The sequence below is a fragment of the Rhodanobacter sp. Root561 genome (assembly GCF_001427365.1).
GTDB lineage: Bacteria > Pseudomonadota > Gammaproteobacteria > Xanthomonadales > Rhodanobacteraceae > Rhodanobacter.
Genome location: NZ_LMGH01000015.1, coordinates 28,351 through 48,868 on the forward strand (window position 1 = coordinate 28,351; position 20,518 = coordinate 48,868).

Here is a 20,518-nt window from a genome sequence, read left to right on the forward strand (position 1 = left end):
CCGTTCTACCCGTTCCGCGCGACCACGCCAAGACTTGCATTGCATGAGCCAAGACGATCTCACCAAACACACCCCGTTCATGCGCCAGTACCTTTCGGCCAAGGCCGAGCATCCGGACGTGCTGCTGTTCTTCCGCATGGGCGATTTCTACGAGCTGTTCTACGACGACGCCCGCAAGGCGGCGCGGCTGCTCGACATCACCCTGACCCAGCGCGGGCAATCCGGTGGTGCGCCGATCCCGATGGCCGGCGTGCCCTACCACGCGGCCGAGAACTACCTGGCGCGGCTGGTGCGGCTGGGCGAATCGGTGGCGATCTGCGAGCAGATGGGTGATCCGGCGCTGGCCAAGGGCATCGTCGAGCGCAAGGTGGTGCGCATCATCACGCCCGGCACGGTGACCGATGCAGCCTTGCTCGAGGATCGCCGCGACAACCTGCTGCTGGCGATCGCCGCCGGCACCCGCGGCGACTACGGCCTGGCCTGGGTCGACCTGTCCAGCGGCCGTTTCCTGCTCAGCGAAGTACCGAGCGCCGAGGCGCTGGCTGCCGAACTGGCGCGACTGCAGCCGGCCGAGACCCTGGTCGGCGAGGACGTGGCCTGGCCGAAACTGGTCAGCGCCCTGCCCGGACTGCGCAAGCGGCCGCCATGGCATTTCGATGCCTATGCGGCGAAGCGCGAACTCAATCGCTTCTTCGGCACGCGCGACCTGGGCGGTTTCGGCGTCGACGGCATGCCGCTGGCAGTCGCTTCTGCCGGCTGCCTGCTCGGCTACGTCGAGGAAACCCAGAAGAGCGCGCTGCCCCACCTCACCGGCATGGCGGTGGAAAGCGCCAGCGAGACGATCGCGCTGGATGCCGCCACCCGGCGCAACCTGGAACTGGACACCCATCCCAGCGGCCGCGTCGAACACAGCCTGCTCGGCGTGCTCGACGAAACCGTGACGCCGATGGGCGCGCGCGCACTGCGTCGCTGGCTGACCCGCCCGTTGCGTTCGCGCCAGGCACTGCGCCGGCGTCATCAGGCGATCGGCATGCTGATCGACAGTCGCCGCCACGAATCCCTGCGCGAACAGCTGCGCGGCATCGGCGACCTCGAACGCATCCTCGCGCGGGTGGCGCTGCGCTCGGCGCGACCGCGCGATCTGTCCACCCTGCGCGATGGCCTTGCCGCCGCGCCCAGGTTGCGCGAACAGATCGCCACGCTGGACAGCCCGTTGCTGCACACCCTGGTCGAGAGCATCGGCGACCACGCGGACACTGCCGCCCTGCTCGCCCGCGCCATCGTCGAACAGCCGCCGGTACTGCAGCGCGACGGCGGCGTGGTCGCCGACGGCTACGACACCGAACTCGACGAACTGCGCCGCCTGTCCACCCACGCCGACCAGTATCTGGTCGAACTGGAGGAGCGCGAAAAGGCCGCCAGCGGCATCAGCACCCTGAAAGTCGGCTACAACCGCGTGCACGGCTATTACATCGAGATCAGCAAGGGACAGTCCGACAAGGCGCCCACGCATTACACGCGCCGACAGACCACGAAGAACGCCGAGCGCTACATCACCGAGGAGCTGAAGAGCTTCGAGGACAAGGTGCTGTCGGCGAAGGAACGCTCGCTGATGCGCGAGCGTGCGTTGTACGAAGCGCTGCTGGACACGCTCACCGAAAAGCTCGAACCGTTGAAGGCCGCGGCCAGCGCGATCGCCGCGCTCGACGTGCTCGCCACCCTGGCCGAACGTGCCGAGGCGCTGGACTGGAGCGCGCCCGAACTCACCGACGAGCCGGGCATCTGCATCGAACGCGGCCGCCATCCGGTGGTGGAGAAAGTCCGCGACGAGCCGTTCGAGCCGAACGACCTGAAGCTCGACGACGCGCGCCGGATGCTGGTGATCACCGGCCCCAACATGGGCGGCAAGAGCACCTACATGCGCCAGAACGCGCTGATCGTGCTGCTTGCCCACATCGGCAGCTACGTGCCGGCCAGCCGCGCGGTGATCGGCCCGATCGACCGCATCTTCACCCGCATCGGCGCCGGCGACGACCTGTCACGCGGCCAGTCCACCTTCATGGTCGAGATGAGCGAGACGGCCAACATCCTGCACAACGCCACCGCCGACAGCCTGGTGCTGATGGACGAGGTCGGCCGCGGCACCAGCACCTACGACGGCCTGTCGCTGGCACGCGCCGCGGCGGTGCATCTGGCACGCCATTGCCGTGCATACACCTTGTTCGCCACGCATTATTTCGAGCTGACCGAACTGGCCGGCGAATTCCCGTCGATCGCCAACGTGCACCTGGACGCCGTCGAACTGCACGATCAGAAGCGGGGCGAGCAACTGGTGTTCATGCACGCGGTGAAGGAAGGTCCGGCGAACCGCAGCTTCGGCCTGCAGGTGGCGGCATTGGCCGGCCTGCCGAAGTCCGTGATCGCCGATGCGAAACGCACCCTGACCGAACTCGAACGGGGCATGCACCAGCACGCCAGCGCACCGGCGCGCGCAGCCGAATCCTCGCCACAATTGGGTTTGTTCGCCCCCGCCCAGCCGTCGGCCGCCGAGCGTGCGCTGGAAGACATCGATCCGGATGCACTGACCCCGCGCGAGGCACTGGAGGCGCTGTACCGCCTCAAGTCGCTGAACTGAGCGCATGAAAAAAGGCCGGCGCCCTGTGACGCCGGCCTTTCCAGGCCCTCCCGACCCATCGCCGATGATCAGGATCGGCGATACCCCTCCCCAACTGTTGCCGCCTGCGTGCGGCTGGAATCGTCAGGCCGCTGCGCTGCGCTGAGCCGCGCCGCGTCCAGCGCCTGACTCAGATCGGCCCACAGGTCGTCGACATGCTCGATGCCCACCGACAGACGCAGCAGACCCGGCGTGATGCCGTGCTGCGCCTGGGTGGCGGCGTCGACGACGCGATGGGTCAGCCCGGCCGGGTGCTGGATCAGCGTATCGACCGAGCCCAGGCTCACCGCCGGCGTGGCCAGCTTCACTGCCGCCATCACCGCGCTCGCGGCGGCATGACCACCATGCATCTCGAACGCCATCAGGCTGCCCGGGCCGCGCATCTGCGTATCCACCAGATGTGCATTCGCCACCGTGCCCAGGCCGGGATAGCAAACCTTGGCCACGGCAGGATGCGCCGCCAGTCGTTTGGCCAGCACCTGCGCATTGTCCTGCGCCTTCAGCACGCGCAGCGACAGAGTGGGCAGGCCACGATGCAACAGATAGGCGCCCAGCGGATGCAGCAGGCCGCCGGTGGCGGCGCGCACCTGGCGCAGGGCGGAAGCCCACTCGGCATTGCAGACGACCACACCGGCGATCACGTCGCCATGACCGCCGAGGAACTTGGTAGCGCTGTGCAACACCAGCGTGGCGCCCAGCGCAGCGGGTTGCTGCAACACCGGCGTGGCGAAGGTGGAATCGACCAGCACCGGCACCGTGCCGGCAGCCTTCACCACCGCCACGATGTCGATCAGGTCCACGGTCGGGTTCGCCGGCGTCTCGATGATCACCAGCGCCGTATCGGCAGTGATCGCCGTGGCCACTTCGTGCGGCTGGACCCAGTGCGTGGTGATCCCGAGCAGGCCCGAGTTCAGCAGGTGATCGTTGGTGCCGTACAGCGGGCGCACCGCCAGCACATGCTTGCCGCGTTGCCCCGCCGCGAGCAGGCAGGCCGACATCGCCGCCATGCCGGAACCAAACGCGACCGCGTCGGTGGTGCCTTCCAGTTGCGCCAGCGCATGCTCGAAGCGCGCCACGGTGGGATTGTGCAGACGCGCGTAGATCGGATTGGCCGCCGTCGCCGCGCCGCCCACCAGCGCATCGAAGCTGGTGGTGCCCTCGGCCAGGTCGCGCACCGGATAGGTGGTGGACAGGTCCAGCGGCGGCGCGTGCACGCCCAGCTCGCCGAAATCCTCGCGACCGGCATGTACACCCAGTGTTTCAAGACGCGGCATCAGTCCAGCCCCATTCGATGGAATGGCCGGATACTAGAATCATCCGCTATGCTGAAAATCCATCACCGAATTTAATTTCGCCAAAGCCCGAATCATGCGCCTGGACCGAATCGACTTCGCCATACTGCGCGAGCTGCGGAAGAACGCTCGGTTGCCCAACAAGACACTGGCCGAACGGGTGGGCGTGGCCCCCTCGACGGCGCTGGAGCGGGTGCGCCGGCTGCGCGAAAGCGGCTCGATCAGCGGTTACCACGCGGAAGTTGCCCCGGCGGCGGTGGGCATCGGCCTGCAGGCGATGATCAGCGTGCGGTTGGCGCGCCACTCGCGCGAGGATCTGGACGCCTTCCACGCCTACCTGCTGACCCTGCGCGAAGTGCTGGCGTTCTATCACGTGGCCGGCGCCAACGATTACCTGCTGCACGTGGCGGTGGCCGACAGCGACCATCTGCGCGATTTCGCGCTGGATGCATTCACCACGCGACCGGAAGTGGCGCATATCGAGACCAGTCTGATCTTCACCTTCCGGCGCAATCCCGACGTGCCGATCTACCGCGAGGCGGATGAAGGCTGAGAGCTGCGATCATTCCGGACCGCGGGCAGCGAATTTCCTCACCGGCCCCGAGGCCGTTGCGGAACAGTCCGCGCTCAACCGATACCGTGGGCCAGCTTCAGGACCAGCGGTGGCGGTGTTGCCGGCGCGGCCAGCTGCGCGGTCACGTCCGCATCCGGCATGGCGATATCCGGAATGTCGGTCAGGTCCTCGGCGGTCAACTCGACCGCCTCCAGCGCAGCGGGCTGCTGCTCGACCAATGGCGAATCCTGACGTGCGGGCAATCGTCCCGACTGCACCAGCTGGCCGATGCGCAGATACACCTCGTCGCGGTCGAAGGGCTTCTGCATGAAGTCGTCGGCGCCGAAACGCTGCACGTAGAACTGCTCGGTGGCCTGCGGGTTGCCGCTGATCATCACGATCGGGATGTCGCGTGTCAGCGGGTCATGGCGCAGCGCGCGCAGCACCGCGAAGCCGTTCATGCCCGGCATCACGATGTCCAGGAAGATCAATGACGGCTGCTCGCTGCGCGCCAGCTCGATCGCCGCCTTGCCGTCGCCGGCTTTCAACACGGCGTAACCGTCCTGCCGCAGCATCTTGCCCAGCACGGCGCAGATCGTGGGGGAATCGTCGACCACCAGCATGCGCACACCCAGCGGTGCCTGCGCTTCAACGCGATGGATGGCCTCGACATGGTTGCCCAGCAGGCGCTTGAAAAAGCCGATGCCATTCTTCAGTGCGTGTCCGTCCATGCAAGCCTCCGCGGCCATGTGGTGGCTGGATGTCGCCAACCCGGTGGATTTGAAGGGATAGTCCTCCATCCACGCAGGGCATTCTGCGATGCACTGCTCAGAGCCCACGAAGAAACGCCGTTTTCCACGGGTTCTACCCGCGAATTCGCGACTATTGAAGGCCGTGCCGCCTCGACTGGCGTCTGATCCGCGGCGGCTCAACGATCATGCTTGAGCCGGCGCAGATCACGCCGCGCCTGCTTGTCCGGTCGCTTCGGCGGACCGCTGGCACCGATCAGGCGATGCAGCTCGCGCGCCGCCTCGCGTGCCACGCGGCTGGACTCGGTCTCACGATAGAGAAGCTGTGCGGCGCTGGCCGGCCCCCGCCGATCGGACAACGCCAGCACCTCGACTTCCATCCGTTCCTCACCGCGGCTGATCTTCAGGCGGTCGCCCGAATGGAGCGTTCTTGCCGGTTTGCAGCCGGCGTCATTGACGTCGATGCGACCACCGTCGATGGCCTGCTTGGCGAGGCTGCGGGTCTTGAAGAAACGTGCGGCCCACAGCCACACGTCGACACGGAGGGTGACGGTTTCGGGCGGCGAAGACTTGTTCATGGCGCCCATTGTCGCGCCATCGACGTGCTTCAGTCGTGCGTGGCGGCCGGTGCGACCATGTCGTGCGGGTCGGGCATGGCGATATCGGGAATCGCCGCATGCTCGGCTTCGGTGTGCTCGGGCTCGCCCGCGGGCGCTTCCACCTCCGCCCGCGGGCGCACGACCAGGCGTCCGCTGCGGGTCAGGTGTTCGATGCGGGCAAACACCTCACCGCGGCCAAACGGTTTCTTCATGAAATCGTCGGCGCCGAAACGCTGCACGTAGAACTGCTCGGTGGCCTGCAGGTTGCCGCTGATCATCACGATCGGGATGTCGCGGGTCAGCGGGTCGTGGCGCAGCGCGCGCAGCACCGCGAAGCCGCTCATGCCGGGCATCACGATGTCGAGGAAGATCAGGTCGGGGCTTTCCCGACGCGCCGTCGCCAGTGCCTGCTCGCCGTCGGCCGCCTTCAACACCATGTGGCCGTTCTGCATCAGCATCTTGCCGATCACCGCGCGGATGGTGGCCGAATCGTCGACGACCAGGATGCACGCGCTCTTGGGTTCCCCGGTGCGCGGCACGGCACGACGTTCGCCATGTTCGCTGCCGAACAGCCGCTTGATCAGTTCGAAACCAGCCATGCCCCGAGCTCCCCTGCCCCGTTCGGGCTAGTTTCGACGTACTCCGCGCCGGACGCAAGAAATGCGTTACCCGCCCAGCAACGCGTTGCCCAGCGGAATGGTCAGCAGGGACAGCACGATGCCGGCGCCCAACACGGTATTGGCCAGGGTCGGTTCCAGCCCGTATTCGTCGGCCAGGATCGTGGCGGAGACCATCGGCGCCATCGCCGCCTGCAGCACGCCCACGGTCAGCACCAGTCCGTCGACGCCGGCGGCAGCCCCCATGGCCCAGCACAGCACCGGCGCCAGCAACAGCTTCCAGGCCAGACCCCAGCTGGCTGCGCCCAGTTGCCGCTGGCCGGGGTGGAACCTGAACTGCAGGCCGACCGAGAACAGCGCCAGCGGGGTCAGCGTGGCGCCGATCGGCACAAACACCCCGTCCAGCAGTGGCGGCCAACCTCCGCACATACCGGCCACGATGCCGATCAGCAGCGCGATGGTGGGCGGGAAGGTGAAGATGCGGCGGGCTACCAGGCCCAGCTCCGGCTTGCGCCCCGAATACAGCGAGGCGACCACGATGCCGCCGATCGCCAGCACCGGGAAGCAGCCCAGCTGGTCGGCCACCACGGCCAGCGCCAGCCCCTGCTTGCCGTGCAGCGCCTCCATCAGCGGATAACCCATGAACGAGGTATTGCCCAGCCCGCACACCAGGATCAGCGCGCCCGTGCGCTGGCGCGACCAGCCCAGCCGCGGCCCGAGCAGGCCGAACAGCAGCCACGCGCCGCCGAAGGTCAGCCACATCACCGCCACCAGGAACCACAGCTGGGGATCGAAGCTGACCTTCGGGATCAGTTCCAGCACCAGCGCCGACAGCGCCACGTTCAGCACCCACCAGTTGATGCCCTGCACGATGCCGGCCGGCGGCTTCGCGTAGCGCGCCACCAGGGTGCCGAGAATCAGGCAGACGAACAGCAACAACATCGCACTCATCGAACGGGTGCCGCGGGGAAAGTCCGGCAATTAGACGCGAAGCGGGCACGACTGGAAAGCCGCCATCGCGGAACCGTCGGCGATAATCCGCCGCTTGCGATTGCCCGTGGCACCATGGCCCCGATGAATGACCCCACCCACCTCGCCCACGGACTGGCCGGCGACAATACGCCGCCGGATTGGCTACCGCTGCGCGCGGACGAAGTCGAAGCCGTGCTGCGCGACTATCCCGCCATCGGCGACCCGGCCCGCATTGCCTGGCACAGTCCGCGCCCGCTGTCGGCGGCGTGCCTGGTCGAAAGCCCGCGCGGCACGTGCTTCGTCAAGCGCCATCACCAGCGCGTGCGCGGCGTGGAAACGCTGGGCGAGGAACATCGCTTCATCGCGCACCTGCGCGAGCGCGGTACGCCGATCCCCGAGGTATTGCGCCACGCCGGTGGCGGCACGTTCACCGCACGCGGCGAGTGGGTGTACGAAGTGCACCGCTGTGCCGCCGGGATCGACCTGTACCGCGAAACGATCTCGTGGGAACCGCTGTCCAACCGCCAGCACGCACTGGTCGCCGGACAGATGCTGGCCAGCCTGCACGAGGCCGCCGCCGACTATCGCGCCGCCCAGCGCAGCACCCACATCCTGGTCGCACGCAGCGAACTGATCTGCGCCGTCGATCCCGTCGCGACGCTGGCCGCGCAACTGCCGCAGCGGCCCGCGCTGGCCGCCTATCTGCGCAATCGCCACTGGCAGGACGAACTGGGCGACCTGCTGGCCCCGTGGCACGCCGCCGTCCAGCCAGGGCTTGCACGGCAGCCGCCGCTGTGGACCCACGGCGACTGGCACGTGTCGAACCTGTACTGGAGTGACGACGGCGTCGGCGCACGGATCAGCGACGTGCTCGACTTCGGCCTGTGTGCGCGCAACTTCGCACTGTTCGACCTGGCCACCGCGATCGAGCGCAACGCGATCGCCTGGCTGGAGCTGGATCGGCGCAACGACGTCGCCCACCCCGACATCGCCCGGGCGCTGATCGACGGCTATCACCGGCAGCGGCCATTGAGCCGCGACGACCGGCAGCTGCTGGCCAGCCTGCTGCCGCTGGTGCACGTGGATTTCGCGCTGTCCGAAGTCGAGTACTTCCAGGGCATCACGCAGTCCCCGGCCAACGCCGACGTGGCCTGGGACACCTTCCTGCGCGGCCATGCCGCGTGGTTCCACACGCCGCCGGGACAGGCCCTGCTGCAGCTCATCCGCGACCTCGACTGAGAGGTTGTGCGTTTTCAACCTCTCAGTCCGGCCATGGATGGCCCGGCGCGGAGCAGTCACGCAAGTAGCTGATTCGCGTGGGCGCGTCCGGGCATGTACCGGACACGCGATGGAAGCTCGAGCAGCTTCGCTCGATCCGTGGTTCAATACGCGTTCTTGAAGCGGGGGTGCCCGGCGTAGCCGGGCTGAGAGAGTCCCTTGGAACCTGATCCGGCTTGTACCGGCGTAGGGAGCTTGCAGATCCGGCGCGTCCTTGCGACTGCCGGGTCGCCGTCGCTTCGTCCGCACTCCCTTGACGACGACGATGACGATGCTTCTTTCCCGCACTCCCCTGCTTCTCGCCCTGCTCGCGGTGATCGCTCCCGTGCATGCCACGGATACCGCCGGCGAACCGCAGGCCACGCGCCTGTCGCCGGTCCACGTGAACGCGAACGGCAGCAACGGCTACCACGCCGACAACTCGCAACTGGACACCTTCGGCAGCTTCGGCAACGCGCCGCTGCAGGACACGCCCGCCGCGATCACCGTGATCACCCGCGACCAGATCGACGACCGCCAGCCGCATACGCTGAGCGAACTGGCGCGCAGCGACGCCGCACTCGGCGACAGCTACGCGCCCGTCGGTTACTACCAGGATGTCGCCATCCGCGGCTACGCGCTCGACCTGGCCACCGGCTACAAGCTCAACGAAATGAGCTTGGTCGGCGAACAGCCGATCGCGCTGGAAGACAAGCAGCGGGTGGAAATCCTCAAGGGTCTGGGCGGCCTCGAAGCGGGCGTGGTGGCCCCGGGCGGCCTGGTCAACTACGTCAGCAAGCGGCCGACCGACGTGCGCAGCGCCACCGTCGGCACCGATTCGCACGGTTCGCGCTACCTCGCCATGGACGTGGGCGGCTGGCTGTCGCCGACGTTCGGCGTGCGGGTCAACGCGGCCCATGACGGCGTGCAGTCCTACGTCGACCACGCCGATGGCCGGCGCAACTTCGTCTCGCTGGCGGCCGACTGGAAGATCAGCCCGAACGCGACCCTGCAACTGGACAGCAACTACCAGTCCAGCTCGCAGCGTTCGGTGTCCGGCTACCAGTTGCTCGGCGGCCGCATGATCCCCGCGCATCCCGACCGCACCCGCATGCTCGGCTTCGAACCGTGGCAGCAGCCGGTCGGCATCGACGCCAGCAACAGCACGCTGCGCCTCGACTACCGCCTGGCCGATGCCTGGACGGCCCAGCTCTCGGCCAGCCACAGCCGCGCGGTGATCGACGACAACGTGGCGTTCGCCTACGGCTGCTTCTACTCGACCGACTGCGCCAGCGGCGCCACGCCGGGCTGGTTCTTCGCACCCAACGGCGACTACGACGTCTACGACTACCGCAGCCCCGACGACACCCGCGCCAACGACGAAGCGCGCGCGGTGCTGAAGGGCGCGTTCGACACCGGCGCGGTCAGCCACGAGATCAGCCTGGGCGCCAGCGCGTTCCGCCGCACCATCGACCGTCGCGCCGACGTGTACGACTACGTCGGCACCGCCAACATCGATCAGGTGGACCCGCCGTACTTCGCGCCGTCGCCGAACCAGCCGGGCGCTTCGGTGCGTCGCCTGACCAGCTGGCAGCACTCCGTGTTCGCGCTGGATCGCCTGCATCTCGGCACGCGGTGGCAGTTGCTGGCCGGCGGGCGCTTCGTGCGCCTGCACGAACGCGCCAATGATTCCGACGGCGTGCCCGAACGCGACACGCGTCTGGGCAAGTTCCTGCCGCAGGCGGCCGTGCTGTACCAGCCCACCACGCGGCTGACCACTTATCTCAGCTACAGCGAAAGCCTGTCGCTGGGCAACGAGGCGCCGTACTGGACCGCCAACGGGGGCACCACGCTGGCCCCGCTGCTGGCGCGCCAGACCGAGGCGGGCGTGAAGTACGCCGCCAGCGATGCCCTGAGTCTGTCCGCGGCGCTGTACCGCATCAGCCAGCCATACCAGTTCGCCCGACCGGACAGCAGCGCCGAGGGCTTCACCTTCGTCCAGCAGGGCAACGAGGCGCATGCCGGACTGGAACTCAACGCCGCCGGCCAGCTGACCGATCGCCTGCGCCTCACCGCCAGCGTCAACCTCATCCGCGCACGTGCGCAAGACACCGGCGCGCCCGCTTACGAAGACCACCAGGTGGTCAACGTGCCGCGCCTGCGCAGTGCGGTGTACCTGGACTATCGCCTGCCGTTCGCCGACCGGCTCAGCCTGCTCGGCGGCTGGCGCTACGCCAGCAGCAACGTGGCCACGCCCGACGGCGTGACGCGGGTGCCGGCCTACCACGTGTTCGATGCGGGCCTGCGCTACGCCAGCCAGTGGAACGGCCACGCGATGACCTGGCGGCTCAGTGTCGACAACGTGTTCAACCGCTTCTACTGGCGCGACACCGGCAGCTCCGGCGGCGACAGCTACCTGTTCCCGGGCGCGCCGCGCTTGGCACGCCTGTCGCTGACGTTCGCGTTCTGAAGATGACCTGGGTCGAACTCATCGCGGCGATCGTCAGCGCGCTCGGCGTCTGGCTCACCGCCCGGCGCCAGCCATGGTGCTGGCCGATCGGGCTGGTGTCCGTGCTGATCTACGCCTGGGTGTTCGTCGATGCCAGGCTGTATTCCGATGCACTGCTGCAACTGGCGTTCGCGGGATTCATTGGCTACGGCTGGTACCGCTGGCTGCAACACCTGGGCGAAGACGGACTCGTCCAGGTGGCGCCGCTGCCGCGGCGCCAGGCGATCATCCACCTCGCCATCGGCGGCGTCGGCGCGATCGCGCTCGGCGCCTTCATGCATCACCTCACCGACGCCGCCCTGCCCTGGCTGGACGCGGCGCTGACCGCCTTCAGCCTGGTCGCCCAGTGGTGGCAGGCGCGGCGGCACGTGGCCGCGTGGTGGCTGTGGATTGCGGTGGACGTGATCTACGTGGGCGAGTACGTCTACAAGCACCTGCTGATCACCGCGGTGCTGTACGCCGGCTTCGTGGTGCTGGCGGTGATCGGCCTGCGCGCGTGGCAGGGCGCCGGCCGCCAGCCGGCCGAGGCGTCGCCCACCGCTTGAACGGCGCGACCCGGCCGCGCTACCGTCGGCGCGTCGCCCTCGCGTTCAGCGCGGCCTAACCCGCGCGGCGGCAACATCCAGCCGATGCTAGAAGCGTGAGCGGTAGAAACCAAGCGGCTGCGGCTGCGTTGTTTTGGCCAGCTTTTCCCCTCACTTTCGTTGAATAGCTACGGCTATTCGCCTCAAATGATCGAAAAACCTGACTCAAACCACTTTGCCTCGCTCGCTTGGTTTCTACCGCCCACGCTCCTAGTCACCCAGGATGGACGTCCCCATGAAAGTCCGGCCGAACCGAATTCCCCTGTCATGCCTGGCGCTCCTGCTACTGGCCGCCGCGGGCACCGCGGGTGCGCAGAACATCTACAAGTGCACCGTCGGCGGACAGGTCAGCTACACCGACCATCCCTGCCCGCAGGGCAATGGCGAGCTGCTGCACCAGGCCGACGACACCGAAGTCATCGACCGCTACCTCCGCCTGGGCCAGGACAAGCTGGCGAAGAGCTATGCCGATTCGCACCACCTCGAAGCGCTGTACCAGCAACGCATCGAGGCCCGCCAGCAGGCGCAGGACGAGAAGGAACAGCGCCAGGCCGACGAAGCCTACGCCGCGCAGCAGCGCGCCGAGCAGGAACGGCAGCAGGCGCTGGTCGACGAGGCCGCCGAGCGCAACCGCCTGCAGGGCGAGAACGAAGTCCTGCGCCAGCAGAACGACGCCTACCAGGACCAGCTGCAGCAACAGCCGGCGTACAACCCGCCGCCGGCGTACTGGGTACCGTATCCGAACCGTCGTCCGGGCCGCGATCACGACCACCACGGCGATGGCGACGGTCATCACCGCCCGCCGCCGAAGGAACCAGTGTTCCACCCGTGCAAGCAGCTGGCCGGTGGCCGCGTGCAGTGCTGAGCTGACGGGATGAAACGGCATCACGCGTGATCGCAACGCCGGTGTTCGCTACGGCAACGCCGGAATCGCCAGGCTGCGTTCGGCATCGCCGGTGGCACCGGTGCGCAAGCTCGGCGGGATATGCCCCACGTCGCCCACCGAGATGACCTTGAAGCGGCCGTCGGCCTCGACCAGGATTCGGGTGATGCTGGCGTTGCCCACCGACATTTCCAGCCAGGCCTTGCTGTCGACACCCAGTGCACGAACCACCATGTTGCGGATCACGTTGCCGTGGCAAACCATCAGCTCGGTCTGCGCGTGGCCGTGCGCCGGCTTGAAGTAATCCGCGAACAGGCGATCGAATTGGCGGGCGCAGGCCGCAAGGTCCGCCGGTTTCTCGTCGGCGGTCACTTCGGTGCGACGGGTCGGCGGCGTGCATTCGGCCAGGTCGTCGACCACCTCGAAATGCCGGCCCGGAAAGTCGCCGGCGATGACGGCAGCGGTGTCGCGCGCACGCTGCACCGGGCTCACGTACATCGCATCGAAGCGCTCCGGCAAGGCGGCCAGCCGCGCGCCGGCCAGATGCGCCTGGGCCACGCCGATCGGCGCCAGGTGCGGGCCCAGCTTCGGGTCAGCCTTCGCATCGGGCAGGTAGTAGCCGTGGCGCACCAGCACGATGGTGCGCGTGGCGGGCGCCTCGGTCGCGCCGATTGACGCCACCGGCAGCAGGCACAGCAGCATCAGCAGAAGTCGTGGAAACATGGCGTGCCCCGTTGCGGTCAGTGCGCCGAGTATCCAACGCCAACACGCAAGGAACCAGCTCAGGCCGCCAGTCGCCGCGGCAGCAAGGTCTTCGGACGAAGCGCGCTACTTGCCGGCAGCCACCGGGACGAAGCACAGGTCCTGGTAGTCCCAGCTGAAATCGGCGATCGGCGACACCGCCTTCATCCTCATCTGCGCGATGCTGCCATCGGGGTTCAGCGCGAAGCTCACGTAGGCATCCTCCACGTCGGGCATCGCCCAGTGCGTGCGGAAGGTGTCGTGGCGCACGTGCTCCAGTACGCCGTGCAACCCGGGCGAGCGATCGAAGCTGATCGTCAGCGCGCCGTTCGCATCCTGGCGCAGGGTGGCCGTGCCGTACCACGGGTCGCGATACACGCCGGCGTATGCCGAAAGCGGCAGCGACGGAGCACCGCGGGACTGCGTGTCACTGCCCGCAGCCTTCAGCGCCGCCGCAGCGCTCGCCCTGATCCCCTCGAACATCCTGCCGTAGCCGGCGATCCAGTCCGGCGAGGGAAGTCCCAGCAGGCTGTCGAGCAGATGCTCGCGCATCGCCAGCAAGGTGGCGGGATCTTCGGCGTTGAGCATCACGGCGAACGCCGCGTGTCGTTCCGGAATGATCACCACCGCGGAATAGCCGCCCAGCACGCCGCCCAGATGGGTGATGATCCGGTGGCCGCGGTAATCCTGCACCTCGAAGCCCAGTGCGTAGGCGTTGAATTGCGGTTGCGCCAGCGCGACCTCGGCCGGCAGCGGAGCGATCGGGATCAGCGTCTGCGGCGTCCACAGCATCTTCGCGGCCGCGGCGCTGAAGATCGGCCTGGCGTCCTTCCGCCGACCGCCATCGAGCTGCAGCCGCAACCATTGCCCCATGTCGGCCGCACTGACCTGCAGCGCACCGGCGGCCGCGAACACGCTGCCGGTCATCACCGTGGTCAGCACCCGCTGGGGGCCGACGCCGCGCACCGGCGTGGTGTTCTTGCCGTGCAACGCGGCCTGGTCGGCGGTGCGGGCATCGATGCTGGTCTGCGTGTCGCGCATCTGCAGCGGGTCGAGGATGTGCTGCTGCACGAAGTCCTCCCAGCGCTGGCCGGAAACGGCTTCGACGAGTTGCCCGGCGACGATGTACAGCACGTTGTCGTAGTCGTAGCCGCCGCGGAACGAGCGCACCGGTTTCAGGTAGCGGATGTCATGCACCAGTTCCGCGCGCGTGCGGTCGCTGGTGGGAAACATCATCAGGTCGCCCTCGCCCAGGCCCAGCCCGCTGCGATGCACCAGCAGGTCGGTCACCGTCATCTCGGCCGACGCATAGGCGTCGTACATGCGAAAGCCCGGTAGCTTGTCCACCACGCGGTCGTCCCAGTGCAGCTTGCCCTGGTCGACCAGGATCGCCAGCGCTGCCGCGGTGAAGGCCTTGGTGTTGGAACCGATCGGGAAGATCGTGTGCGCGTCGACCCGCGCGGCCTCACCCAGCTTGCGCACGCCGTAGCCATGCGTGGTGATGGTCTGGCCATCGACGATGGTCACCGCCATGCCCGGTGTGCCGAAGGTCTTCATGGCCCGCGCGGCGAAGGCGTCCAGATCCTGCGCCGGCGCGGCAGCCAGCGCCGGGGCGCCGGCGACGACCAGCGCGATGAGCAACCCGGAGAGGCAACGGCGCAGCGACAGTCGCGGAATCCTGCAGGTCATGCTCTTGCCTCGCTCGATGATGTCGCCCATGTCAGCGCCGTTTTGCCGGCTTCTTCGCCTTCTTGTGCTGTCCGGCACGGGCCGGCTTGCCCTCGCCCGACATCGAAGGCCCGTCGTAGCCGATGAATTTCTGGCGCAACTCGGTGATGTCGCCGACCCGTCCGAGGATGTCGCCCATCTCGCGGATCACCGCGTTGATCAACAGGCTGAACAGGCTGGTGAGCGTGCCGAAGCTGTGCCAGGCGCGGCCGGTCTGCATCGGGATCATCAGCACGTGCGGAGTCAGCTGGCGCGCCCAGTAGCACTGCGTGTCGGTGATGATCAGCAGCGGAATGCCGCGCTCGACCACCTCCTCGGCCAGCAGGCGGAAGTGGCGCGAATAGCGGCGGATGTCGATCAGCACCACGCAACTCTGCTCGGTGGAATCCAGCAGCATGCCGGTATAGGAGCCGTCGGCGCCGGATTCGAACGACACTCGCGGCCGCACGTGCTGCAGCGAGGAAGCGAAGCCCAGTCCCAGGAAGGAGCCGTGCTGGAAGCTGGCCACCGACACGCGATCGGCCGACACCAGCATCTTCACGATGGGCGCCCATTCCTCGCCTCGCGCCAGTGCGTAGACATCGTTGAGGCTGCGGATCTCCGCCTGCAGGCTCTCGCTGATGTAGTCGGCGTCGGCTGCCGGTTCGGAGGTCTTGTACAGCTGCATCCATGGTGCATCGCCGCGCAGTTCCTCCTTCAGGTCGCCGACTCCGGCATAACCCAGGTTGCGCAGGAACCGGCCCACCGTCATCGCGCTCACGCCCACGCGCTTGCCCAGCGACGCGGCCGTCTCGAACGGGATGCCGCTGATGTTGTGCAGCAGGTAGCTGGCGATCTTCTGCTCGGCCGTGGTGAAGCTGTCCCAGCGGCTCTTCAGCTTTTTTTGCAGGTCCTTGGTCATCGTCGTCCGCTTATCTGGCCAGCGCCATGGCGGCGCCTTCCGTTCCATGGGTTTCCACGTCGCCCAGGCGACGGCCAAGCATATACAACAGCACGGCCGACACGCCGGCCACCGCCGCGATCAGGGCGAAGAACCAGGCGTGGCCGAGCTGGCTCCACAGCGTGCCCAGCGCACCGGCCAGCAGGTTGCCGAAGAAGCCCGCGAAGAACCAGGTGGCGATGCTGGTGGCCCGAAAACCCTCCGGCGCCATGCGCCCGAACAGGGCCAGCCCCACCGGCAGGATGTACAGCTCGCCGGTGGTCATCAGCACGAACCAGGCCGCCAGCCAGCCCCAGTGCGCGCGCACGCCGTGCGCCTCGCACCACGCCGACAGCACGGCCAGCATCAGGTAGGAACCACCCACGATGGCGGCGCCGAACGCCATCCGCCCGAGCAGCGGCGTCTCCACGCCGCGTTGCGCCAGCCGCGCCCAGCGCGCCACCAGCAGCGGGGTGAAGGCGAACACCACCACCGAGTTGATCGACTGGAACCAGGTCATCGGGATGACCCAGCCCGAGGCCAGCTCGCGGTCCACGCCCTGGTCGATCCACAGCGCGATGGTGTTGCCGACCTGCTCGTAGGCGCCGCGGAACACCACCACGATCGCGGCGACGCCAAGCAGCAGCGCGAAACGATCGATCACCGCCCGATCCACCGGCGGCCGCGCCGCCCTTGCCTCGGCGCCGCGCTTCGGTTCCGGCGGCAGGTAACGGGCGCCGGCCAGGTAGATCACCAGCGACAGCAGCATGCCGAAGCCGGCCGCGGCGAAACCCCAGTGCCAGCCGTACGCCTCGCCCAGCGTGCCGCAGATCAGCGGCGCCAGGAACGCACCGAGGTTCACCCCCACGTAGTAGATGTTGTAGGCACTCTTGCTGCGCGGATCGCCATCGCGGTAAAGCCCTTCGATCTGGCTGGCCAGGCTGGGCAGGAACAACCCGTTGCCCAACGCGATGGTGGCCAGCGCCGGATAGAACAGCGGCTCGGAGGCCATCATGAAATGACCCAAGGCCATCGTGGCGCCGCCGATCATCACCGCGTTGCGCTTGCCCAGCCAGCGGTCGGCCACCATGCCGCCGAACACCGGCGTGAAATACACGAAGGCCGCGTAGGCGCCGTAGATCAGCGAGGCGTATTGCTGGTCCAGGTCCAGGTGCTTGGTCATGTAGTAGACCAGCAGCGCGCGCATGCCGAAGAAGGAGAACATCTCCCACATTTCGGTGAGGAACAGCACGCTCAGGCCGCGCGGATGGCCAAACCAGTTTTTCTCGCGTGCTGGAATCATGCTGTCGGACACGGTGCGATGTCGCTCCCCTGTGGTCTAGGCGGCCGCCGCCAGCGGCCCGCCCCATATCGCATCGTCGCACCAGATGCGGCCATGCTCGTAGATCGCCGACGGTGCCGGGTCACGCCGCAAGTAGATCGGCCCGTCCAGGTCCACCACCTTGCACGACTGGCCCAGCACGAAGGCCGGCGCCATCGCCAGCGACGAGCCGGACATGTTGCCCACCATCAGCTCGAAGCCCAGCTCGCGTGCCTGGGCGGCCATCGCCAGCGCCTCGGTGAGGCCGCCGCACTTGTCCAGCTTGATGTTGATCATGCCGACCCGGCCCACCAGCGACGGCAGGTCGTGATGATCCTGCACGCTCTCGTCGGCGGCGATCATGATCGGGCTGTCCAGCCCGTCGAGCCAGGCTTCATTGCCGATCGGGAACGGCTGCTCCACCACCGCCACCCGCGCCTCGACCAGCGCCGGCAGCAGGCGCGCGAACGAGTCGCGGGTGAAACCCTGGTTGGCGTCGACCATGATCCACGCATCGGGGCACGCCGCGCGCACCGCACGCACGCGCTCGGCGTTGAGCTCGTCATTGGTGAGCTTGAGCTTGAGCGCGCGGGCACCGGGGAAGCCCCGCGCGATCCCGGCCATCGTCGTCGGCGCGTCGGCGCCGAGGGTGAAGGTGGTCACCAGCGGCTGCGGCGCCTCGCCACCGGCCAGCATCCACACCGGCCGGCCGCTGCGCTTGGCCTCCAGATCCCACAGCGCGCAGTCGACCGCATTGCGCGCGCCGCCGGCCGGCAGGAGCTGCAGCAGCTCCTGCCGCGTCAGGCCGCCCTCGATCCGTTCGCGCAGCGCCTCGACCTGCACCTGCATCGCGGCCGGCGTGTCGTTGCGGTAGTAGACGCCCAGCGCCTCGCCACGACCGAACCGGTCGCCCTCGTGCAGGGTCACCACCAGCGCCTCGAACTCGTCGAAGGTGTAACCGGTGATGTGGAACGGCTCCTTCAACGCCCACTTCTCGAGCCGCGTGTGCAACTGCAGCCGTGCGTGTCCCTCGGTACCCATGATCTCTCCTGCCTGATTGATGTCGATGCGCAGCGGTCCGTCAGAACCTCACGTTGAAACTGACCAGCCCGAACGCCACGATGAACCAGGCCAGGTAGATCGCCGCCAGCGCCAGCAGCGTTTCGCCGGCAAGCACCCAGCGGCCGCGCCGCGGTGCCATCCAGGCACGCACCGCATGCACCAGCACCGCCAGCGCACCGAGCAGGCCGAACACGCCGAGTACGTAAAGCAGGTAGAGCCACCCCGTGCCCGAGCCGTCCAGCAGCTTCGACTCGTCCGCCGAGGTCACCGCGATGAAGGTCAGCCAGCCCAGCACCACCACCAGCAACGCCAGCACGCCGAGATGCGACAGCAGGCGCGTGCGCAACTGGAGCGCCGTCAGCTGCAGCGGCCGCCGGTAATGCCGGCGCACCCAGCCGCCGACGAACCAGCTCAGCAGCGTTGCCAGCAGGATCGCCACCGACGCGCCCAGCAGCGGGCCGACCGTGCCCAGGCTGCGAGCCGCGGACACGCGCTGGAACAGGAACACCGGCACCTCGGCATCGGTAGCCCAATAACGGATGCCGCCGTTCGCGTCGGCAACAAAGGCCAGTTGCGACTTGCCGTTCACTTCGCGGTAGTGCAGCGGCCCGGTCTCGTGCCACTGCAGCGGCTTGCCCGCGTAGTCGGTGAGCATCGACACCGCCAGCGTGCCGTCGGGTTTCGCCGCCACGTTGACCTGGCCGAACAAGTACAGCATGCGCAGCGCGCTGTCGTTGCGGCGGCTGGCCTGGTACCAGCCGGCCACGCGCGCGGCATCAGCCTTCGCCGTGGCCACCGTTGCGGGTGCCGGTGCTTCCTTGGGGAAATAGCGGTCGAGGAAGGCCTGGAAGATCGCCTTGCGGATCACGTGCACGCTGCCCGCATCGCCGGCGCTGTTGAACGACATGAAGATGCCGACGTTCGCATCCAGCAGCAGATGCAGGTCGCTGTGGAACACCATGGTGTCGCCGCCGTGGCCGATGATGCGCTGGCCGTTGCGATCCTCCTGGTAGAAGCCCAGGTCGAAGCCGTTCAAGCCCGGCGCCGCGGTGTACTGCGGGCTGTGCATCAACTCGGCGGTGGCCTGCTTGAGGATGCGGGTGTCGCCGAAACGGCCGCCCTGCAGCTGGGCGATCATGAAGTTCGCCATGTCGGTCGCGCTGCTGCTCAGCGCGCCGGCCGGCGCGGGATCGACCAGTTCGAACGGCTGCGGCTCGCCGTCGGATGCGCTCTTGTAGCCCTTGGCCATCAGCGGTGCCAGCTGCGGCGGCAGCGGCATCGCGAAGCTCGAATGATGCATATCCAGCGGGTCGAGGATGTGCTGCCGGATGTAATCCTCGAAGCGCTCGCCGGAGACGCGCTGCACGATGTAGCCGGCAAGTCCGCAACCGTAGTTGGAGTACGCCACGATCTCGCCCGGCGGATAGATCCGCGCGGGGATGTGCGTCTTCAGGTAGCGCTCCAGATCGACGTCCTCGGGCTTCGTCGGCAGCAGCCCGCGGGCGGTGTCCTCGAAGCCGGCGGTGTGCGTCATCAGCTGGCGCAGCGTCACCGGCTTGCCGTCGCGCGCCGGGATGGTGAAGTCGAGGTATTCGTTGACGTCGTGGTCGAGGTCCAGCTTGCCCTGCTCCACCTGCTGCATCACCGCCGTCCAGGTGAACAGCTTGGAGGTCGAGCCGGGACGGAACAGCGTGGTCTCGGGCGACACCGGCGTCCGCCTGGCCAGGTCGGCGTAACCGTAGCCGCGGGCGAACAGCAGCTGGCCGTCCTTGACCACCGAGATCACCCCGCCGGCGACATCGCCGCGCTGGATCATGTACGGCACCATGCCGTCGAGAAAGGTGGCCAGGTCGTCGGCGGTCAATGCATGCGCGACGCCAACCGGCGGCGCCAGCGCCGCGGCTGGCACGGCGGCGACGGGCACGGCCGGCACCGGCAGGATCGAGCTGGCGGGTGCGGGGTTCGGCGACGACGGCACCTGCGCCATCGCGATGCCGACGGCACAGGTGATCGCTAATGCCGCGGCGAATTTCGCATAGCGGTTCATGGACGCACTCC

The 20,518-nt window shown here is 67.9% G+C and carries 17 protein-coding genes and 1 riboswitch; of the genes, 6 read left to right on the plus strand and 11 right to left on the minus strand.

All coding sequences use genetic code 11. The features are described from left to right. The first annotated feature begins 43 nt into the window (after positions 1–43). Complete coding sequence (gene mutS / locus ASD55_RS15165) at positions 44–2,635, plus strand: DNA mismatch repair protein MutS (protein WP_056767440.1); 2,592 nt, start codon at positions 44–46, stop codon at positions 2,633–2,635. Positions 2,636–2,703: 68 nt separating this feature from the next. On the opposite strand, the gene ASD55_RS15170 is transcribed toward mutS, so the two are convergent. Further along, complete coding sequence (locus ASD55_RS15170; protein WP_082542816.1) at positions 2,704–3,948, minus strand: aminotransferase class I/II-fold pyridoxal phosphate-dependent enzyme; 1,245 nt, start codon at positions 3,946–3,948, stop codon at positions 2,704–2,706. Positions 3,949–4,042: 94 nt separating this feature from the next. Here ASD55_RS15170 and ASD55_RS15175 point away from each other — a divergent pair, with 94 nt between their 5' ends. Further along, entirely contained in the window at positions 4,043–4,519 is a 477-nt protein-coding gene (locus tag ASD55_RS15175; RefSeq protein ID WP_056716724.1) for an Lrp/AsnC family transcriptional regulator, read from the plus strand. A 74-nt stretch (positions 4,520–4,593) separates the two neighbouring features. Here the strand turns inward: ASD55_RS15175 and ASD55_RS15180 are convergent, their stop codons facing one another. The 4 genes from ASD55_RS15180 to ASD55_RS15195 form a co-directional block, all read right to left on the minus strand. Then, the gene (locus ASD55_RS15180) at positions 4,594–5,250 is read right to left on the minus strand and encodes a response regulator (protein ID WP_056767442.1); all 657 of its coding nucleotides are present in this window, start codon (positions 5,248–5,250) and stop codon (positions 4,594–4,596) included. A gap of 197 nt (positions 5,251–5,447) precedes the next feature. Further along, entirely contained in the window at positions 5,448–5,846 is a 399-nt protein-coding gene (locus tag ASD55_RS15185; RefSeq protein WP_056767821.1) for an RNA-binding S4 domain-containing protein, read from the minus strand. A 29-nt stretch (positions 5,847–5,875) separates the two neighbouring features. After that, positions 5,876–6,466: a response regulator gene (locus ASD55_RS15190; RefSeq protein WP_056716731.1), complete on the minus strand. Its 591-nt coding sequence runs from the start codon at positions 6,464–6,466 to the stop codon at positions 5,876–5,878. 66 nt (positions 6,467–6,532) lie between these two features. Next, positions 6,533–7,426 carry an AEC family transporter gene (locus ASD55_RS15195; RefSeq protein ID WP_056716783.1) on the minus strand — a complete coding sequence of 298 codons (894 nt, stop codon included), beginning with the start codon at positions 7,424–7,426 and terminating at the stop codon, positions 6,533–6,535. Positions 7,427–7,558: 132 nt separating this feature from the next. On the opposite strand from ASD55_RS15195, the gene ASD55_RS15200 reads away from it, so the two are divergent. The 4 genes from ASD55_RS15200 to ASD55_RS15215 all read left to right on the plus strand — a co-directional run bounded on the left by ASD55_RS15200 (position 7,559) and on the right by ASD55_RS15215 (position 12,671). Beyond that, entirely contained in the window at positions 7,559–8,695 is a 1,137-nt protein-coding gene (locus ASD55_RS15200) for a phosphotransferase (protein WP_056767445.1), read from the plus strand. A gap of 153 nt (positions 8,696–8,848) precedes the next feature. Beyond that, positions 8,849–8,944, plus strand: a riboswitch (TPP riboswitch). Positions 8,945–8,999: 55 nt separating this feature from the next. Then, complete coding sequence (locus ASD55_RS15205) at positions 9,000–11,183, plus strand: TonB-dependent siderophore receptor (protein ID WP_056767448.1); 2,184 nt, start codon at positions 9,000–9,002, stop codon at positions 11,181–11,183. Between the two features lie 2 nt (positions 11,184–11,185). Further along, a complete protein-coding gene (gene pnuC / locus ASD55_RS15210; protein ID WP_056767451.1) occupies positions 11,186–11,767 on the plus strand; it encodes a nicotinamide riboside transporter PnuC in 582 nt (193 codons plus the stop codon). A gap of 274 nt (positions 11,768–12,041) precedes the next feature. Further along, positions 12,042–12,671 (plus strand): DUF4124 domain-containing protein, encoded by a 630-nt coding sequence (locus ASD55_RS15215; protein WP_200946224.1) that lies wholly within the window; start codon positions 12,042–12,044, stop codon positions 12,669–12,671. Positions 12,672–12,719: 48 nt separating this feature from the next. Here ASD55_RS15215 and ASD55_RS15220 read toward each other — a convergent pair whose 3' ends face one another. The 6 genes from ASD55_RS15220 to ASD55_RS15245 form a co-directional block, all read right to left on the minus strand. Continuing rightward, positions 12,720–13,412: a histidine phosphatase family protein gene (locus tag ASD55_RS15220; protein ID WP_056767452.1), complete on the minus strand. Its 693-nt coding sequence runs from the start codon at positions 13,410–13,412 to the stop codon at positions 12,720–12,722. Positions 13,413–13,517: 105 nt separating this feature from the next. Then, positions 13,518–15,149, minus strand: coding sequence for a serine hydrolase (locus tag ASD55_RS15225; protein ID WP_056767454.1), 1,632 nt, complete (start codon positions 15,147–15,149; stop codon positions 13,518–13,520). Between the two features lies 1 nt (position 15,150). Continuing rightward, a complete protein-coding gene (locus ASD55_RS15230; protein WP_056716787.1) occupies positions 15,151–16,059 on the minus strand; it encodes a MurR/RpiR family transcriptional regulator in 909 nt (302 codons plus the stop codon). A 10-nt stretch (positions 16,060–16,069) separates the two neighbouring features. Next, positions 16,070–17,380, minus strand: a complete 1,311-nt coding sequence (locus ASD55_RS15235) for a peptide MFS transporter (protein ID WP_056767456.1) — start codon at positions 17,378–17,380, stop codon at positions 16,070–16,072. 36 nt (positions 17,381–17,416) lie between these two features. After that, entirely contained in the window at positions 17,417–18,439 is a 1,023-nt protein-coding gene (locus ASD55_RS15240; protein ID WP_056767459.1) for a dipeptide epimerase, read from the minus strand. Between the two features lie 40 nt (positions 18,440–18,479). Beyond that, positions 18,480–20,507, minus strand: a complete 2,028-nt coding sequence (locus ASD55_RS15245; RefSeq protein WP_056767463.1) for a serine hydrolase domain-containing protein — start codon at positions 20,505–20,507, stop codon at positions 18,480–18,482. Between the last annotated feature and the right edge of the window lie 11 nt (positions 20,508–20,518).

What these genes read in the sequence shown, in the direction of transcription:
- ASD55_RS15240 (WP_056767459.1), bottom strand. Translation starts at nt 18,439, where the DNA reads ATGGGTACCGAGGGACACGCACGGCTGCAGTTGCACACGCGGCTCGAG.
- ASD55_RS15205 (WP_056767448.1), top strand. Translation starts at nt 9,000, where the DNA reads ATGACGATGCTTCTTTCCCGCACTCCCCTGCTTCTCGCCCTGCTCGCG.
- ASD55_RS15195 (WP_056716783.1), bottom strand. Translation starts at nt 7,426, where the DNA reads ATGTTGTTGCTGTTCGTCTGCCTGATTCTCGGCACCCTGGTGGCGCGC.
- ASD55_RS15190 (WP_056716731.1), bottom strand. Translation starts at nt 6,466, where the DNA reads ATGGCTGGTTTCGAACTGATCAAGCGGCTGTTCGGCAGCGAACATGGC.
- ASD55_RS15215 (WP_200946224.1), top strand. Translation starts at nt 12,042, where the DNA reads ATGAAAGTCCGGCCGAACCGAATTCCCCTGTCATGCCTGGCGCTCCTG.
- mutS (WP_056767440.1), top strand. Translation starts at nt 44, where the DNA reads ATGAGCCAAGACGATCTCACCAAACACACCCCGTTCATGCGCCAGTAC.
- ASD55_RS15185 (WP_056767821.1), bottom strand. Translation starts at nt 5,846, where the DNA reads ATGAACAAGTCTTCGCCGCCCGAAACCGTCACCCTCCGTGTCGACGTG.
- ASD55_RS15230 (WP_056716787.1), bottom strand. Translation starts at nt 16,059, where the DNA reads ATGACCAAGGACCTGCAAAAAAAGCTGAAGAGCCGCTGGGACAGCTTC.
- ASD55_RS15180 (WP_056767442.1), bottom strand. Translation starts at nt 5,250, where the DNA reads ATGGACGGACACGCACTGAAGAATGGCATCGGCTTTTTCAAGCGCCTG.
- ASD55_RS15220 (WP_056767452.1), bottom strand. Translation starts at nt 13,412, where the DNA reads ATGTTTCCACGACTTCTGCTGATGCTGCTGTGCCTGCTGCCGGTGGCG.
- ASD55_RS15245 (WP_056767463.1), bottom strand. Translation starts at nt 20,507, where the DNA reads ATGAACCGCTATGCGAAATTCGCCGCGGCATTAGCGATCACCTGTGCC.
- ASD55_RS15175 (WP_056716724.1), top strand. Translation starts at nt 4,043, where the DNA reads ATGCGCCTGGACCGAATCGACTTCGCCATACTGCGCGAGCTGCGGAAG.
- ASD55_RS15170 (WP_082542816.1), bottom strand. Translation starts at nt 3,948, where the DNA reads ATGCCGCGTCTTGAAACACTGGGTGTACATGCCGGTCGCGAGGATTTC.
- pnuC (WP_056767451.1), top strand. Translation starts at nt 11,186, where the DNA reads ATGACCTGGGTCGAACTCATCGCGGCGATCGTCAGCGCGCTCGGCGTC.
- ASD55_RS15235 (WP_056767456.1), bottom strand. Translation starts at nt 17,380, where the DNA reads ATGATTCCAGCACGCGAGAAAAACTGGTTTGGCCATCCGCGCGGCCTG.
- ASD55_RS15200 (WP_056767445.1), top strand. Translation starts at nt 7,559, where the DNA reads ATGAATGACCCCACCCACCTCGCCCACGGACTGGCCGGCGACAATACG.
- ASD55_RS15225 (WP_056767454.1), bottom strand. Translation starts at nt 15,149, where the DNA reads ATGGGCGACATCATCGAGCGAGGCAAGAGCATGACCTGCAGGATTCCG.